Consider the following 17,066-nt stretch of genomic DNA (forward strand, 5'->3'; position numbering starts at 1 on the left):
AATAATTGTTGAACCGCTTATTTTATTTCAATGAAATTTAGCAAGGATCTTAACTGTGCCGGCTTTATTGGGTTTGCCAAGAGCAGAATATCTTTGAATGTACCTATTTGAATAGTACTTTTTAAATTTTCGTTAGTAATGCAAAAACAAGCCAACACCAAATTGGAATTGAGATTTTCAGGCTTTTGAATTTTCAGATCACGTATTTTGTTGCGTAAATCTTCTATGTCCTCGGCCTCGATTAAAATAAGTCTTTTTTCAGTATCGTCTACCGAAAAACAATCATTATGACCTAGACTGATAGGTTGATATGGATAAGACCATTGATCTAGGTAGCCTTGGAGTGCTTGTGCAAGTTTCACATCATCTATAGCACAAAATATATTTACTTGTTTTTTTGCTTCGTTTGGCTTTTTCGTTTGAGCGGGTCGATTTGAGGGAGAAGTTAATAAGGGGATATGTAAATTAAATACGCTTCCTTTGCCTTGTTCCGAACTAAAGCTAATCGCGTATCCCATCAAACTACATAAATACTGCACAGATGATAACCCTATGCCATGACCCAATTGTTGTATTAACGCCTGTTCAGGAGAGTTGGTATGCAGTCTTTTGCTGCTTTGTTTGAGTATGCTCCAAATACGTTTTTGTTGTTCATCGGTAATGCCGCAACCCGTGTCCCAAACTTGAATAAGGATGCCTGCTTTACGGGCTCGACAGGACACTAATACGCCACCGTTTTCGGTGAATTTCAGTGCATTATGAATAAGATTGTTGAGGATTCTTTGCAATAATGTCTTATCGGTTTCAATGGTTACATCTTGGGAATACAGTTTGAATTTTAAATTTTTATTATCGAAGTTGGCAGAATGGGTGGTCGCTAATTCGTCTATAAGTTTATTTAATTTAACCAGACTTTTTACCGGCTTTATCTTACCTGTTTGTAATTGCCCCAGATCGAGCAAGGCGCTAAAGGTATCTTGCATATTTTTTTGAATATTCTGAGCATTGTTAATCAACAATTCGTTATCTTTGTCCTTATTGTTATCTTTTAAATGCGCCAAAGTGAGTCCCATTGCGTCCAATGGCTGTTTTAAATCGTGACTTAATTGGGCCAGAAAAGACGTTTTTGCATCGCTCGCAGTTTCTGCCGCAATTTTTTCTCGTTTGATCTCTAACACCCTAAGCACCAACACCACGAAATGAATAAAAAAGTGCAACACTTGAAAATAGGGGCTCATTAAATTGCCATATTGCAAGGTGATTTGGTTTGGTTCTGGCACTGAATATTGAAGATGTATAGTAGTGGCAATAGAGTACAGCAGAGGTATCCACCCTAGCATAAAAATGAGATTCAGTGCGCCATGAGAATAAGCTTTTACAATACTGGTAGTAATTACCAAAATAATAACGAGTAGGCTTGAAATAGAAAAAATAGACCCATTGGTATTTGCATCAACAAACAAACTGCCTAGCATTGACATTACTACTAGCAATATAACTAATTGATAAACTCGCCCAGTCTTGCTGCTTTTTTCAGGGGAAAAAAATGAATAGACAAACAGCAAAATAGTTAACTGCATGCCGCCAACTACTAGCCACAGCCAATAGGGGATGCCTGCTTGACCCTCTATGACAAAAACAGCAAATGGAGAACGCAGTAGGGAAATAGTTAGTAAAAAGCTAGTGGACAAAGCAAACCAAAGGAAGGTTTGGTCAAACGTTAGCAAAAAACTGGTGAGTGCTAGCATGACGAAACCTAGCACTATGCCTATGGCAATAATAAAAACAAAATCCATGTCTCGGGTCCAAGACTGATACTTTTGCTCAGTCATTAACCCTATATAAAGTGGGTTCCGAGTTTTTACTTCTTTTAATACAATGATCAACTCTGCAGATTCACCTGAACTTATTTGAATTGGCGAGGATCTGCCCAACATGTTGACGCTATATGAAGGTGATTGTGACTCATTGGGAATAATTGCTGTGTGAGCTAGATGAGGCCCCGAGCGAGTATAAATTTGAATGTCATTCACCATGTAGTGGCTAACATGGACCCGCCAATCTTGATTATTAGTTTGATTATTCAGGGTTACTAGCATTCCATAACGAGTAGACTTTGAAAAATCCGGGCGTGTGGAAAGTTCGGTTTTAGGTTTTTTGGAAAGTACGCTATTTTTAACAGAGCTAGCATATTCAAACATAGCTGGCGCTTGAATTTCTTCGGGTATCGGGAAAAAGCCAGTGGTTTGGATGGCAGAGTTGAGGTGATATATGGTTTGCTCATTATCCAATATTAAGGATTGCTCATGTTCCCTAGCTACCGTCTCTTGGGCACTTAGGTCGAGCAAAACTGCAGTTAAAAAATACATTCCCAACAGCAAACTTAAAATAATGAGACTCTTTTTTAACAAGACAATTTCCAATTCAATTTGCTGAAGTTAGGTTGCATTAAAGTTACCGTTATGTGGTAATTCTGCAGCAATCATGCCGACATCAGTAGGTATAATTCTCGAAATGCTAGTTTTATTAGCTTTCAGCTATCAGACATCATTCTATACGGAAGTGGCAGAAAATAAACACAAACTTGCTAAGTTTATGGATTACATTTGCTAAATCTATTAGAGGTTCGTTTAATATGAAATTAATAGCAGCTTATCAAACATTTCTCTCACGCTTTGATATCTATCTTCAGGAGATTTGGCCAGTGCTTTTAGAATGATGGAATTAATATTTTCCGGTAAAGGTTCTTTTCTAGCTGTCATCTGGGGCACTTCTGAATGACAGTGCTTAAGGGCCAGTTGCTGAAAGTTTGTGCCAGAAAAAGGCGGCTTTCCATTAAAAATACTGTACATGATAACCCCAATGGCGTAGATATCTGTTCGTTCATCCAGAATTCCAGATGCACTAAACTGTTCAGGTGCCATAAATCTGGGGGTTCCCATAATAGGTCTTTCTGGTTCCGTCAAAATTTTTGTTTCATCCGCCTCGTCGTCTGAGGTTAAAAATGCCGATTCAACCTGCATAGCTAATCCGAAATCCATGACTTTAAGAATCCCTTGGCGATTGATAATCATATTGCCAGGTTTTAAATCTCGATGAATAACACCCAGTTGGTGAGCAGCTATCATGGCAGAACAAATTTGCTTCATAATTGCCACTCCAGTGGCAATATCCAAAGCGCCTTTTTTCTTGATCAACTGACCTAAATCATAGCCGTGGACGTATTCCATGGTAATAAACAACTCACTCTCATTTACACCAAAATCGAATGTGCGCACTACATTACGGTGGGTAATTTTTCTGGCAAGTCGAATTTCTTCTTTTACGTTCAAGCCTTGGATATCTTCAAAAAATGATTTTTGCATTACTTTTATAGCGACCTTGTCATTTAACTCAAGATCTTGGGCTAAAAATACAGTTCCCATAGTTCCCGAGCCAAGTTCTGAAATGACTTTATATCGGTTATCAATGATATGATCTGCCTGAGAGTTAGGTTGAGATAACGGATCTGATTCTAGATCCAAAACCGCATTATTTTTTAAATGTTGGCTATCATCATTTTCTAATTCGCTTGAAAGTTCTGCAAGATAGGCTTCAAATTCTGCCTTTTCTTTTAAATCCGTGCTCATTTGTAGCAAGGCTTTTTCTAGGCGTCCAATTTCATCTTTTGGGTGTTTTTTAGCACTTATTTCTGGATATAACCCTGCCTGAATTTGTTTGGTTATTTCCACCAATCGAATAATTGGGCGACTCATGGTTATCGCCATGAATAAAGCAATTAACGACGCTAAAATTAAACAAAATGCGCCTGTAAGCAAAAGTGCTTGCTGAATGTCTTTAAAGGGGCGCTGCAAGTCTTCAGCAGAGCGCATAGCGACCACAAACCCTAGTGGATTATTATCATTGCTATCAATACGGCGAAAAACTGTGTGCTGTATTTGAGAGTTAACAGTAAATTGATTTTTTATCAGCGCATCTGGGGACGTTAACACTGATTTCCAAAGTTCTGGATGGTCTGAAAAGTAAGACAGTTTAGACTCAGATAATCCTAGATCTGACATATAGTTAAGCTCTATGCCTGTAACTTCACCATTGGCATCTCGTGTAAAGGTAAATATGCCGATTTGGCTTTGGGTAAGGGCAACTATTTCTTGGGCGGTTTGCTTTGATAATTCATAGGCGAGAACGACAGCTCCCTTTACCAGATCTTTTGCCACATTATCAAAGATAGGGGCAGCTATGGCTTGCATTAATTTTCCATTACTGGAGAAAAAGCCTGAACTAATTTGACCGCTTAAAGCTTCATCTAGTAAGGAGCTTCGCCCAGCTAAATTGATACCGATGGCATCAGGTTGGTCAGCTCTAGCAAGCACATTGCCAAATTGATCCATGAAAAACAACACATCAAAGTCGTATGTTCTGACGTATTCAAGACTAAGATCTTGTAAGGTTAGAGTGTCTTGGTCCGCGACTAAAGGCAAGACGCGCACATCTCGTGCAATGCCATTTGCTAACTCTTGAATGAAACGATAACGACTATCGATTCGAGTATCTAATATGCGACTTGATTGATTTAACGAACGATCAATAACTTCTTGAGAAATACTGCTGGCTTTGTTTTCAATTTGCCAATATATAATACCGACAAAGAGTAAAAATGCGATAAACACAAAAGAGAACAGCTTGGTTCTAATGCTAAATAACCACTTCATCTTGATACTCCAAACTTAGCCTTTGATGTTGAACAATTTAAAAATAATCACCTTGTTTTTTTGCTTTTTGCGGGTAGGTTTCGCCGAACTTATTGCGCCGTTCAATGGCTTTGAATTGGCGTGTATCGAAGATAAGATTCAGGGTTTCAACTTGTTTGTCTTTAATCGTGAAATTTTGGCTTTGTTCACCTCTAATACTCCATAAATTTAGGCTATATTCCCCCTCTGGTAATTCAGTAAACTCAAATGAACCGTCTTCAGAATCGATGATTTGCGATTTGCCCTTGTCATCGATTGCAATATAAGCCGCCATTCCAGGATGAATATTGCAATACACTTTTACAATACCTTCTTTATTCAGTTTAACCGCTCGCTGTAATCCGCCACCAAAGGTACCTAAATCAAAGGCATTTTCACCGGTAGTAGAGAAAACGTTATGTTGAATTTCATCTTGATTCACAAAATTAATCACATCACCTTTGCGAATGACCATGTTGCCAGGTGTATAGACTTTATTGACCATATCCACGTCATGCACAGCGTTGTTTTGAGCACTTGAGAGAGATTTTCCATCCGTTCGCATTACACTGACAATAATGCCTTCAGCCGACAGATTCCCCTGATTTGTAATCACGCTAATCTTGCCTGACAAAGCACCTAATTTAGGTTGGGTGGCCACAGGAACATTAGGGGTTGTAATGACCTCTTTTGCGGCTTCTGTACGATTAGAAATTATAGGTTCTTGAGGTAATCTAGGTGTTTGCTCAGCCGCAGGTATTTGATTAGAGGCTTGCTCGGGCTCCGATAAACTTGGTTCAACGTCAAATCCGGTTTGCGTGCCCTCTATTACCTTTCCTTGGTCATCTTTTACGGCGCCGACTTGGGCGGAGCTAAAGCTACTTATTATGCGATCCAGACCGGGAATTTTATCTCTTAGTCCGTATACTGAAGCACAACCCACCATGCTTATCGTTATAAAAATCATGGATGCTTTAATAGCGAAATGTGCGTTTTTTTGCATGGTTAGTATTCACCTTCAATCTTTTAGGTAAGTTTGATGCTTAAAGCTCAAGCACAGCGTCTTTTTCAACATTACGATTTGTTTCTGTCGGAAGTTGCACCTCGAAAACAAGAATAGATGCAAGTGAGTATGTTTAAGATTGACTTACCCAAAGATCAGTAGCTGATCAGGAGAATAAAAATTATGATTAATCTGGTAGTTAAAACTTATCTAAAGTAAAGCTTGTGTTTTCACTGGTAAAATTAGGGGGAATCGCGTTACACTTTACCTATAAAAATAAATAGCGATAAAGCAGTTCTTTCCCTCCCGAATATTGATTTCTTACGCCGCCTGGTGTTGTCAGTGCCTGGGCTGTCTGGGAATGGATCTGAAAAGTAATAGAAAAGGATAGATAAACATGGCCTCTAGAGGTGTAAACAAAGTCATTTTAGTTGGCAATCTGGGTAATGATCCAGAAGTACGATATATGCCAAATGGCGGCGCAGTAGCTAATTTAAGCATTGCGACCAGTGAAAGTTGGAAAGACCAACAAGGGCAACAACAAGAGCGCACAGAGTGGCATCGCGTTACCATGTATCGTCGACTTGCAGAAATTGCTGGTGAGTACTTGAAAAAAGGCTCACAAATTTATCTCGAAGGTAAATTACAAACCCGTAAGTGGCAAGATCAGCAAGGGAATGACAGATATACCACAGAAATAATTGCAGACCAGATGCAAATGCTAGGTGGTGGCGCTAGAGGCGACAATCAAGGCGGTTATCAACCGTCAGGCGGTCAACAACAACCTCAACAAGGTGGCTATCAGCAACAGCCTAACCAAGGTTATCAACAACCTCCACAACAGCAAAGACCTGCGCAACAGCCACCGAAAATGTCTGAGCCAAACTTTGACTATGATGACGATATTCCCTTTTAATTTCTGAGGAAACAACACTTTTATAAGTGCTTACATAAAATCTGTTAACACTGAGCAACTATCAAACCCAGCTAAATGCTGGGTTTTTTATTTTCCAAGTCACCAATAGCTGCTCAAAAAATGTGCAGCCATTGCCCCGTTTGTGCGCTATTCAAAAATAGAAACAGCAAAAATAATAGAAAAAACCATATTAAACAAAAGTATAGTTTTTAGGAATAAAATTTGCTTTTGGGATTATTGCCACGGCAGTTGTGTGGATTATCGCAGCAAAAATTAAAAGGAAGATTAACATGAAAAAGCTTTATGCTTGTCTGGCTCTGCTGATTTGTACACACGCTAATGCCATTGTGATTACCAGTGTGGATGATGGCAGCACACTTGCGAGTAATATTGAGGGATCTGACGTATCAATAGATTTTTCGTCTATCAACTATGTAGGAAGTAGTTCACAAGCAGGGACTTTTACAGGGGGAATTGCGTCTGGAATTGGTATTGACGCCGGGATTATTTTAACCAGTGGAACAGCAGCTGACGCTGCAGGACCAAATACGAGTACTTCAACGACTACTGAACTAGGGGCGGGGGGCGACAGTGATCTTTCCGATCTGGTAGCTGGAGTAGCAACCTTCGATGCTAATATTTTAGAATTTGAATTTACCACACCTACAGGAGATTTATTTTTTGATTTTGTGTTTGCATCAGAGGAGTACAACGAGTTTTTGGACTTTGTAGACCCTTTTGGATTATTTGTAGACGGTGTCAATTATGCCTTAGCGCCAGATGGACAAGCCATTGCTGTTAGTACGGTAAACTGCGGCGAATCTGGCGTAGATATTACGGGGCCTAATTGCAGTTTCTTTAATAATAATGATTTAGGATTATTCGATATAGAATACGATGGTTTTACTGATGTGTTCACCGCCATGATTACCGGTTTAGGTGCAGGAACCCATACAATGAAAATTGCTATTAGTGATGCCACTGACGATGAACTGGATAGTGCTGTCTTCATAGAAGCAGGTTCATTTAGTGGCGTTAACCCAAGGCCTGTTCCCGCTCCGGCGATATTTATCCTTATATTGTTAGCGCTCGCCTTTGTATTTCCAAAAAGGAAAATATAAATCCTATAGCAAAAAATACATCTGGTATTGATAAGTTGATAGTGGGGCCTTTGATAATTGTTTTAGGCCCTATCTTGTATTGATTTAAGTATTTTGATCAAGTTGTGAACCCTCCTTATCAGCATCTCTGCTTAATAAGATTACGAAGACTGATTTTCTGTTTATTTATTTAATTAATGTCGCTATTGGCTTTTACATCAGATCGGATTTTCATGCTAACCTCTAATACTTATCGGTCCTTTAATCAGGACTCAATTTGTCGCGCACTTTAGTCACTCTTTAAGCGCCGCACTGAATCAAAGATAGGTAGTTAGATGTTAGAAACATGGCGTTGGTTTGATCCCAATGATTCAATTACATTAAAGAAAATTGCCCAAGCAGGTGCGACTGGTATTGTCAGTTCGTTGACCGAAATTCCAACCGGTGAAGTTTGGCCATTGGAAAATTTACTTGAGCGTAAAGCCATGATCGAACAAGCTGGTCTTTCTTGGGACGTAATTGAAAGTATCCCAGTACATAATGATATAAAAACGCGAAAAGGCAACTACCAACAGCTCATAGAAAATTATAAGACTTCCATTGAAAATGTCGGTAAGGCTGGCATTAAATATGTGTGTTATAACTTCATGCCAGTCGTCGACTGGACTCGAACCAATCTTGATTACTTGCTGGAAAATACTGGCTCAGCATTACGCTTTGATATGGTGGATTTTGTTGCTTACGACGTATTTGTGTTAGAACGCACTAATGCCTCTGCTAGCTATCCTGATGAACTAGTGGCCAAAGCTCAGGAAAAAGTTGGCGCTATGACCGCAGAGCAAATTGATGTACTAGAAAGTAATATCATTGCGGGATTGCCTGGCGGCGAAGGCTCTTATACTCGAGAGTCTATCAAAATCACCATAGAAGAATTTATTGCGTTGGGTGAAGAAGGCCTAAGATCTAACCTTTTACAATTTTTAACTGACGTCATTCCAGTGGCCGAATCAGTGGGCGTAAGTATGTGTATCCATCCAGATGATCCGCCGTTTTCATTGTTTGGATTACCCCGAGTGGTATCTACTCAGCAGGATGTAAGAAGGATCCTTAATACTGTTGATAGTAGTTCAAATGGTTTGACTTTGTGCGCTGGTTCTTTTGGTGCGCGAGGTGATAATAACCTCGTGAGTATGGTGGAAGAATTTGGACCTAAGATATTCTTTGTGCATTTGCGTAACGTGGTACGTGAACAGGACGGTTCCTTTTATGAAGCTGAACATTTAAACGGTGATAACGACATGGTTGGTTTGATCAATGCATTGTTAAATGAGGAAGCAAAACGCTCAGATGCTGGCTTGAATCAACCTATTCCAATGCGTCCCGATCACGGGCACTTGCTAGACGATGAGGCTAGTCAGCAAAACGTAAAACCTGGCTACTCCTATTTAGGCCGGTTAAAAGGCCTTGCTGAATTACGCGGCGTGATTCATGCCTTGTCTTATATGCGTGAGCGCAATTAGGCGTAGACGAAAAGAGGTGTGCATAAGATATTTAGTCTTAATTTAGCCATCAATTGAATTAATATGTAAAGTTGAATGCAGTCGTTGTAAAGGCAAAGGGTGAGTTCAAAAGCATTATGCTTTAACATGACGAAAGTAAGTAACTGAATTAAAGACACATGTATAAGAATAAACTCTACGCGTTTGGCGTAATTTCTGTTGCTATTTTGATGATAGCGCTCATTTGTACCGCCGTAGCTGCTCAAATTACCCGTACAAATTTGCAACAAAGTACCACCGCGCAAACTCTGCTCTCGGAGCACCAACAACTTTCGAGCATTTCTTATAGACTATTTAAGCAATTAACAGATGAACTCATTTTTGGACAGAACGCAAACCAAGCTGAAGTTCGAAATAAAAGACAATTAATTACCATATCACTGGCCAAAATTCGTCAATTGGAGATAAGTCAACGTGAAGCTTTAGGTGAAGCAGAGACCCAAGGAACAGTGGAAGATACTGACGAATTGGAAAGTTTGATAGATGAAATTATTACCGAATTTAAAGCGATAATTGCGCTCAATGATTCAACACCTCTGCGACAGCAAGAGAGGCTGCAACGCCTATTAGAAGTGACAATTGACAATCAGTTTAGAGAAGCAATTAATTCCGCAGTTTCAAGACAAAGTCGCGTAGTTTCTGCCACTAATGCAAGAATCGACACCTTAAATACTACGATAATGTGGTTTGCGGTAATGATAGGATTAATTGCTGCGCCTAGTATTTTGGTGGGTTGTTATTGGTTGTTTAGTCAACTTTATCAACCGTTAAGCATTATACAAAGCGGCACTGAAACTATTGCAACAGGAAACTATCAATATAGATTACCTGAATCTATGGACAAGGAGTTTCAGACCATAGTTCAAGCATTAAATAAGTTAGCGATTCAACTTGCTGAGCACGAAAACATGCAAGCCGAATCTCGAAAGCAGTTGGAATTTGAAGTGGAGCGGCGAACTCAAGAATTAAGACAAGCCAATTTGCAACTTACGCAAATTGATTCAAAGCGTCGCCAATTTATTGCCGATGTTTCACATGAGTTTAGAACACCCCTTACAATCATTCGAGGTGAAGCACAGGTCACCTTGCGGCAAAAGCAAGGTAAAGAATCTGAGTACAGGGATTCGCTGAAAGTCATTCTAAATCAAGCAATAGGGTTGAGCCGGTTAGTAGAGGACTTGTTGTTACTTGCTAGAGCTGAGATAGACCAAATGAGTCTGCAGCTCAATTTAGAAAATATGAAAGACTTGGTTGAAAATAATCATACTCAGTGGCAAAGACAACATCCAGAAAGACGGATTGATTATTTTTGTGAGCAGGCACTTGATGACTTGTACATTAAATGTGATGCCCAGAAAATATCACAAGCACTTTCCATTTTAATGGACAATGCAATTAAATACTCTAAACAGGACAGCCCAATAGAAGTTAGACTTCGAGTCCATAGTACTCATTGTCATATTGAAGTAAGAGATCATGGCGATGGAATTGCACCAGCAGAACTGGAACATATTTTTGAGCGTTTTGTACGATTTAAACATAGAAGTGAGGGCTTTGGGTTGGGGTTATCAATCGCTAAAGTCATTATGCATGCTCATAACGGCGATGTGATCGCAACATCAACAGCAAATGAAGGCTCCACTTTTACCCTGCAGTTACCTTTGGGAGAAAACAAATGAAGGTTTTATTAGCTGACGATGAAATTCCTTTATTAAGTTTTCTGTTTCGAGGATTACAAGCTGAGGGCTTCGAATGCTATAAAACCAATGTTTTGCAGGATGTCATCACCCTGATTAAAAAAGTAAAGCCGCAAGTCGTGGTATTGGATCGAATGTTTGAAGAGCAAGATAGTGTAGAAATTGTACCATTAATCAAGCACTTACCTGATCCGCCAATGGTATTGCTATTAACGGCAGTGGATGAAGTGTCAGAACGCGTGTCCGGACTACAAAAAGGTGCAGATGATTATTTATGTAAGCCTTTTGATTTCGACGAATTATTGGCCAGAATTACAGTATTAGGTCGTCGTATAGATGTGGGTCATAACAAAGCGATAAATGAGATTTCATTTGCCAATATCACCTTGGATAAAGAGTCGCGTATTGCAAGTGTACAAGGGATAGAGCTTCAATTAACTAAGTTAGAATATGATTTATGTTTGTACTTTATAGAAAACCCTAATAAGGTGTTATCTAGAGAACGCATTTTAAGTCGGGTTTGGCAGACCTATAGTGATCCTCAGACAAACATAGTGGATGTTTATGTGAGTCGGTTGCGGCAAAAACTACCTTCAAACTCAGACATAGAAATACAAACCTTAAGAGGCAATGGTTATAGATTAATCAATGCTTCATAAAACTATTGCGTTAATAATGGTTTAAATACAGATTTATACAAGTTGCAAGAATTGTTTTCACTACCTCCCTTGCTTTATACTTTAGTAGTGAAACGTCGTAGATATGATAAATAAAAGGAATCTCATGAAAAGGATCTTGTTCTCACTGTGCTTACTCGTAGTTACTGTAGCAGCTTCAGCGCAACAACTCCCATTACAATATTTCATTAAACACGGTGACTACTTAGATTTAAGTTTATCTCCAGACGGTAAGCACTTGGCTGCCCGTATTTTATACGATGGAAAAGTTTTTCTTGCAATCATGGATTCGGAAACTATGAAAGTCGTTGGCGGAGCAAGACCTATGAATAACGACATCATTCATAGTGCCACTTGGGTAAATAACGAGCGTATTATGTATGAATACGCTGAAAAGCAATTCTATTACGATAGCCCAATTCCCACTGGCGAACTCTACGCCATGAATATTGATGGCTCTAAAAACGAACTGCTTTATGGTTATAGGGCTGGAGATCAGAAAGCAGGGTCCCGTATATCGAGTAAAGAAGATACTCTCGCAAGCCAAGAAATTCTAAGTTTAATGCAAAATGACGACGATTTTATTCTCATAATTGAATATCCATGGAGTATGCAAAATGGGAAGTATTACGATAAAAGAGAAAAGCCTCCAATAATCAGTAAGTTAAATATTTACAGTGGTAGAAAGCGCAGAATAGATAGTCTACCACATGGCTCCAGTCGAGCACTAGCAACCAAAGAAGGTCAGGTTAGGTTTATGGTTTGGAGAGACGAAGAAGGCTATTCTCATTCCGCTTATCGTGAAAACAATGATGCAGAATGGATCCCGCTAGACGAAGCGTTCGAACAAGTAGATGGCTTGTACCCTATGGGAATTAGCGAAGATAATAAATCGGTCTATTTGTCAGGCCTATATGGGGAAGAAGGTGTTTATACTTACTATATTTTAGATTTAGAAACTGGCGAATATAATCGAATTTTTCCTGACCATGCCACAGACATTGAAAAAAGCATTTTTGATAGTAATGGCATGCCTGCCGTTGGGATTACTTACCCTGACAAGTCTCATTATGTTTACGCGAAAAATGAATCCAGAATTAGTAGTATTCATAAAAAGCTAGCAAAGGCATTTAAAGGACAAACCGTTGACATAGAAAGTACCACTAAAGATTGGAAAACCTTGCTTGTGCATGTTTCAAGTGATGTTAATCCAGGAGAATATTTCTTGTTTGACAGTGAAACTCTCAATGCCCGGTTTATCTGGGCGAATAGCTCTTGGATAGATCCCCGCACGCTTGCTCCTATGCAGCCTGTTGCGATTCCAACTGAAGACGGAGAAACTATTCACGGTTATCTCACACTACCAAAAGGAAGCGAATCAGGTAAGAAACCGCCTTTGGTTGTTAGGATCCACGGTGGACCTCACCAAGCTGGTACCCGAGATTTTTGGAATTATGATGCCGAAACACAACTGTTAGCTAACCGAGGTTACGCTGTGTTGAGGGTCAATTTCAGAGGCAGTGACGGTTATGGAAAACGCTTTGAGAAATTAGGTTATCGCGAATGGGGTGGCGCCATGATTAAAGATATCAACGACTCAGTTAAATGGACCATTGATCAAGGTTTGGTGGATGGTAACAAAGTATGTTCATACGGCGATAGTTACGGCGGATATGCGGCTCTAATGTCTGTTGTAAGGGCGCCTAATTTATACCGTTGTACCATCGGCTACGTTGGGATTTATGACCTAGATTTCATGTATACCGAAAGTGATATTCCCAACAACTGGGGTGGTCAAGCCTATCTAGAAAGAGTACTGGGCACGGATAAGCAAAAGTTGGATGAGTTTTCGCCTATCAATCATGTTGATAAAATTAAAGCCAAAGTCATGTTGATTCATGGTTCTAAAGATAGACGTGTTCCAGAGATTAACTCTGAAGCCTTGGCCGAGCGGCTTAAAAAAGTAAATAATCCACCTGTGTATTTGCAATATTCTCAAGCTGGACATGGCGTATTTGATGAGGAAGATCGCCAGGAAATGTATCAGGGTTTGTTGGATTTTCTGGATGCAAATTTAAGGTAAGTTTAGACTGGATCTGAGCTCAAAAATATTCAATTGCTTCTCACCGTCATTTCTTTCGACGGTGAGAAGACTGTACTTTAATTTCTATTGGATAGGGGAAAGCAACATTGGATTGGTTACTAAGTTTCTAACGCCATGAGCATGATCTTCATTAAATTCATTGTCCTCACACCACTCCGCGACTGAACTTATATCGACCTTGGTAACCTGAGGCCTAACCGACCAGCTAACTTGTAATGGCGAGCCTTTTTCATTGTAACTAGGTCCTGTAGTTGAACCTAAATACTGCACTGGAATACCTGTATTTGACGGAATATTCGGCGCTTGATAATAGCCTTGTATCACTTCAATTTCCGTCATGTCCTCAAAATCTCGACCATTGCCGTCATTGGTTAATACTATCACCTGTGCTTCTACACGAAGTTGTGGATTCATAGTCGAATCAGATAAGCAAGCGCCTAGGGTTGGTCCCGGGCTTATTTGGGCTGAAGAAAATACATAATGAACCTCCAAAGTATCGCCTACCTCAAGACTTTTACCTTTAGCAGGACATACTTTGCCTGTGTATTTTGATTGCTCGGCTTTACTTAGTGGGTGATTATATAGATAACCCGAGTTTTTACCTTGTCCATCACCATTGCCGGCATAAGTAGTAAAATCGCCACCTTTGTGTTCAGCACCTTTATGGAAATGAATATTACACAAATTCAGCTCACTTCTATTTGGAGCCAGAGAAAACTCCCTTTCATTGGTACCGTAGGTTTGGTCTATATCTCGAGGAGATTGCGGTCCAAATCCTTTACCTTTGGTGTTTTGAGCTAAAGCACTTTTTTGTTGCGCAATTACGCTGTTACTTACAGTTTTTTCTTCAGCGTAAATACTCATTGAAATCGTAATACTAGCTATAGCGCTTAAACAGCTTATTTTTTTTATCATTATGACATTCACTTTGGTTAGTTCTATTAACCTAGAAGTGTAAACAGTCAAATTTAATAAGACTTAACTAGAAAATTAAATATTCATAAGCAGAACATTAAAAGTTTATGAATAAAATTAGAAAAGCGTATGATGACTTGTCTCTCGGGAAAATTTGGAATAATTGGCACTAAGCAAAAATTACAGAGGGTCTGATGCAGAATATGTCAAAAGTAGTCTTTAAATCGAAAATGGACACCTGGCTAGTCCTAGTGTTGTTGTTTGCCATTGGTAGTTGTTTAGTGGCTTGTGTTTTTGCTTTTTTTACAGAGAGCTTGGTTGAAATTCTTATCATCTCTGGGATAACAGTTTTAACAAGCGCCTTTATTGTGTGGTGTTTTGTAAGTACTTACTATGCGATAACGGTAGATAAGCTGGTGGTGAAATCGGGTCCCTTTGTTTGGAAAATTGATCTAAAAACAATTACGAAAATAACAGCTTCCAGAAACCCAATTTCAAGTCCAGCCTTATCCCTTGATAGATTATGCATCGAATATAAGCAAAATTCTTCCCTGCTAATATCGCCAAAAAATAAAGTGGAGTTTCTGTCTGAGCTTCAAAAGCGAACAGGAATTGAATTATGAACATAAGTGAAATTCGCGCCTTCATTCCCTGTAAAGACTATCAAAAGTCTATCGCTTTTTATCAAGCCTTAGGCTTTAAAAGTGAGAGTGCAGGTGAAGAATTGACGCTTTTGATTAAAGATGACTGTACTTTATTTCTGCAAAACCATTTTTATAATGAAGAAATGGCGAATAGTCTTATGTTTCAGTTGATAGTTAATGATATTGAAGATGCTTTTGCAACAATCTCAAACAACTGTGATAGTGGCGTTAAATATAGTGAAATCAATCATGAACGCTGGGGGAAAGTTTTCTATTTGTGGGGCCCTTCTGGAGAACTTTGGCACGTTACAGAATTAAATGGCTAATTAACTGCTGTAGCAATAAATCTTTGAGAATTTCCTCCTTAGTAGTTGAGGCTTACTAATTATTTTGATAGGTTTACGAGCATGAAAAAGACATTTCTTGAAACTACTTCTTTTAACTGGTGGCGCTCACTCTGAGCGGCACTGAATTCGTACATTCTTTTGCTGCTGGAAGGTAGCTAAGTTTGTAAATTCTTTATATCTCCAGTGGCAATCTTCATTCACTTAGAGATATATCATGAGCAATAAAACAACCACAGAAAAAGAAATTATTCTCACTGGCGATAGAGCAACGGGGCCACTCCATCTTGGCCATTACGTTGGTTCGCTAAAGCAACGGGTTTCCTTACAAGACAAGCATGAGCAAACGATACTTGTAGCTGATATGCAAGGGCTGACAGATAACGCAAACAACCCTGCAAAAGTGTCATCCAATATTCTCAACGTAGTTGCTGATTATTTAGCGGTAGGTATAGATCCGAACAAAACTACTATATGCCTACAATCTCAGCTCCCAGCCCTTGCTGAGCTGACCATGTATTACAGTAACTTAGTTACAATCGCGAGACTTGAGCGCAATCCAACAGTTAAAAGCGAAATAAAAAGCAAAGGATTTGAACGTTCTGTCCCCGCAGGCTTTTTAACTTATCCTATATCTCAAGCGGCTGATATTACCGCATTTAATGCTACGCTGATTCCTGTAGGCGATGATCAGCTTCCAATGCTTGAACAAACAAATGAAATAGTCAGAAAGGTAAATTCATTGGCAGGTAAACACGTGCTTAATGAATGCAAACCTTTATTGAGCAATGCTTCGCGTTTACCAAGCACGGACGGTAAAAACAAAATGAGTAAAACAATGGGCAATGCCATCAACCTTGGCGCTTCTGAGAAAGAGATAAGAGATGCTGTTCGCAGTATGTACACAGACCCAAACCACTTGAGAGTTGAAGATCCTGGCAACGTAGAAGGTAATGTTGTCTTCACTTACTTAGAAGCTTTTCATCCAGACATAAACTACGTTAGTCAACTTAAAGAACACTACCAAAGAGGCGGCCTTGGTGATGGCACAACAAAGAAAATCCTCGAAGAATGCTTAAATGAATTATTAGCGCCAATTCGAAAGCGTAGAGAACACTACCTGAATGACAAAGCTCATCTAATAGATATATTATGGACTGGAAGCGAAGTCTCGCGCGCGAGGACTGATAGTGTGTTATCGAGGGTGAAAGATATTTTTGGACTAAATATTTTTTGATTTGTTAAATAAAGATTTGGTATAGATGTAAATTAAGGTCTTTTTCGTACGTAAACCGGAAGCAAGCAACGAAGAATCGTTATTGAGCTAGCTACATAGAATCGTTATTGAGCTAGCTACATAGAATCGTTATTGAGCTA

Annotated in this window: 13 protein-coding genes; 9 read left to right on the forward strand and 4 right to left on the reverse strand. The window is 39.3% G+C overall.

Going from position 1 to position 17,066, the window contains the following annotated elements; genetic code table 11:
* Window positions 1-17 precede the first annotated feature (17 nt).
* The 3 genes from ACNKW3_RS18450 to ACNKW3_RS18460 form a co-directional block, all read right to left on the reverse strand.
* On the reverse strand, window positions 18-2,369 hold the full coding sequence (locus ACNKW3_RS18450; RefSeq protein WP_427400811.1) for a sensor histidine kinase: 2,352 nt from the start codon (window positions 2,367-2,369) through the stop codon (window positions 18-20).
* A 261-nt stretch (window positions 2,370-2,630) separates the two neighbouring features.
* A complete protein-coding gene (locus ACNKW3_RS18455) occupies window positions 2,631-4,712 on the reverse strand; it encodes a protein kinase domain-containing protein (RefSeq protein ID WP_427400812.1) in 2,082 nt (693 codons plus the stop codon).
* 37 nt (window positions 4,713-4,749) lie between these two features.
* A complete protein-coding gene (locus ACNKW3_RS18460; RefSeq protein ID WP_427400813.1) occupies window positions 4,750-5,733 on the reverse strand; it encodes a cupredoxin domain-containing protein in 984 nt (327 codons plus the stop codon).
* Between the two features lie 397 nt (window positions 5,734-6,130).
* On the opposite strand from ACNKW3_RS18460, the gene ssb reads away from it, so the two are divergent.
* The 6 genes from ssb to ACNKW3_RS18490 all read left to right on the forward strand — a co-directional run bounded on the left by ssb (window position 6,131) and on the right by ACNKW3_RS18490 (window position 13,765).
* Window positions 6,131-6,649: a single-stranded DNA-binding protein gene (gene ssb, locus ACNKW3_RS18465; RefSeq protein WP_427400814.1), complete on the forward strand. Its 519-nt coding sequence runs from the start codon at window positions 6,131-6,133 to the stop codon at window positions 6,647-6,649.
* A 290-nt stretch (window positions 6,650-6,939) separates the two neighbouring features.
* Window positions 6,940-7,770 (forward strand): choice-of-anchor L domain-containing protein, encoded by an 831-nt coding sequence (locus tag ACNKW3_RS18470; RefSeq protein ID WP_427400815.1) that lies wholly within the window; start codon window positions 6,940-6,942, stop codon window positions 7,768-7,770.
* Window positions 7,771-8,084: 314 nt separating this feature from the next.
* Window positions 8,085-9,269 (forward strand): mannonate dehydratase, encoded by a 1,185-nt coding sequence (uxuA, locus tag ACNKW3_RS18475; RefSeq protein WP_427400816.1) that lies wholly within the window; start codon window positions 8,085-8,087, stop codon window positions 9,267-9,269.
* A gap of 158 nt (window positions 9,270-9,427) precedes the next feature.
* Window positions 9,428-10,987 carry an ATP-binding protein gene (locus tag ACNKW3_RS18480; RefSeq protein WP_427400817.1) on the forward strand — a complete coding sequence of 520 codons (1,560 nt, stop codon included), beginning with the start codon at window positions 9,428-9,430 and terminating at the stop codon, window positions 10,985-10,987.
* Window positions 10,984-11,664 carry a response regulator transcription factor gene (locus ACNKW3_RS18485; RefSeq protein WP_427400818.1) on the forward strand — a complete coding sequence of 227 codons (681 nt, stop codon included), beginning with the start codon at window positions 10,984-10,986 and terminating at the stop codon, window positions 11,662-11,664. Before ACNKW3_RS18480 ends, ACNKW3_RS18485 begins: the two co-directional genes overlap by 4 nt.
* Window positions 11,665-11,788: 124 nt before the next feature.
* Window positions 11,789-13,765, forward strand: coding sequence for an alpha/beta hydrolase family protein (locus tag ACNKW3_RS18490; RefSeq protein WP_427400819.1), 1,977 nt, complete (start codon window positions 11,789-11,791; stop codon window positions 13,763-13,765).
* Window positions 13,766-13,849: 84 nt separating this feature from the next.
* Here the strand turns inward: ACNKW3_RS18490 and ACNKW3_RS18495 are convergent, their stop codons facing one another.
* A complete protein-coding gene (locus tag ACNKW3_RS18495; RefSeq protein ID WP_427400820.1) occupies window positions 13,850-14,701 on the reverse strand; it encodes a delta-class carbonic anhydrase in 852 nt (283 codons plus the stop codon).
* 203 nt (window positions 14,702-14,904) lie between these two features.
* On the opposite strand from ACNKW3_RS18495, the gene ACNKW3_RS18500 reads away from it, so the two are divergent.
* The 3 genes from ACNKW3_RS18500 to trpS all read left to right on the forward strand — a co-directional run bounded on the left by ACNKW3_RS18500 (window position 14,905) and on the right by trpS (window position 16,926).
* Window positions 14,905-15,324 (forward strand): PH domain-containing protein, encoded by a 420-nt coding sequence (locus ACNKW3_RS18500; protein WP_427400821.1) that lies wholly within the window; start codon window positions 14,905-14,907, stop codon window positions 15,322-15,324.
* Window positions 15,321-15,671, forward strand: coding sequence for a VOC family protein (locus ACNKW3_RS18505; protein ID WP_427400822.1), 351 nt, complete (start codon window positions 15,321-15,323; stop codon window positions 15,669-15,671). The genes ACNKW3_RS18500 and ACNKW3_RS18505 overlap by 4 nt, the downstream gene beginning before the upstream one ends.
* A gap of 235 nt (window positions 15,672-15,906) precedes the next feature.
* Window positions 15,907-16,926 carry a tryptophan--tRNA ligase gene (gene trpS / locus ACNKW3_RS18510; RefSeq protein ID WP_427400823.1) on the forward strand — a complete coding sequence of 340 codons (1,020 nt, stop codon included), beginning with the start codon at window positions 15,907-15,909 and terminating at the stop codon, window positions 16,924-16,926.
* The last annotated feature ends 140 nt before the right edge of the window (window positions 16,927-17,066 follow it).

This window comes from Glaciecola sp. 1036 (assembly GCF_050306235.1).
Taxonomy (GTDB): Bacteria; Pseudomonadota; Gammaproteobacteria; order Enterobacterales; family Alteromonadaceae; genus Glaciecola.

Excerpts from the sequence above, each read along its gene's own strand:
- ACNKW3_RS18450 (WP_427400811.1), bottom strand. The coding sequence starts at position 2,369 with ATGTATTTTTTAACTGCAGTTTTGCTCGACCTAAGTGCCCAAGAGACG.
- ACNKW3_RS18455 (WP_427400812.1), bottom strand. The coding sequence starts at position 4,712 with ATGAAGTGGTTATTTAGCATTAGAACCAAGCTGTTCTCTTTTGTGTTT.
- ACNKW3_RS18460 (WP_427400813.1), bottom strand. The coding sequence starts at position 5,733 with ATGCAAAAAAACGCACATTTCGCTATTAAAGCATCCATGATTTTTATA.
- ssb (WP_427400814.1), top strand. The coding sequence starts at position 6,131 with ATGGCCTCTAGAGGTGTAAACAAAGTCATTTTAGTTGGCAATCTGGGT.
- ACNKW3_RS18470 (WP_427400815.1), top strand. The coding sequence starts at position 6,940 with ATGAAAAAGCTTTATGCTTGTCTGGCTCTGCTGATTTGTACACACGCT.
- uxuA (WP_427400816.1), top strand. The coding sequence starts at position 8,085 with ATGTTAGAAACATGGCGTTGGTTTGATCCCAATGATTCAATTACATTA.
- ACNKW3_RS18480 (WP_427400817.1), top strand. The coding sequence starts at position 9,428 with ATGTATAAGAATAAACTCTACGCGTTTGGCGTAATTTCTGTTGCTATT.
- ACNKW3_RS18485 (WP_427400818.1), top strand. The coding sequence starts at position 10,984 with ATGAAGGTTTTATTAGCTGACGATGAAATTCCTTTATTAAGTTTTCTG.
- ACNKW3_RS18490 (WP_427400819.1), top strand. The coding sequence starts at position 11,789 with ATGAAAAGGATCTTGTTCTCACTGTGCTTACTCGTAGTTACTGTAGCA.
- ACNKW3_RS18495 (WP_427400820.1), bottom strand. The coding sequence starts at position 14,701 with ATGATAAAAAAAATAAGCTGTTTAAGCGCTATAGCTAGTATTACGATT.
- ACNKW3_RS18500 (WP_427400821.1), top strand. The coding sequence starts at position 14,905 with ATGTCAAAAGTAGTCTTTAAATCGAAAATGGACACCTGGCTAGTCCTA.
- ACNKW3_RS18505 (WP_427400822.1), top strand. The coding sequence starts at position 15,321 with ATGAACATAAGTGAAATTCGCGCCTTCATTCCCTGTAAAGACTATCAA.
- trpS (WP_427400823.1), top strand. The coding sequence starts at position 15,907 with ATGAGCAATAAAACAACCACAGAAAAAGAAATTATTCTCACTGGCGAT.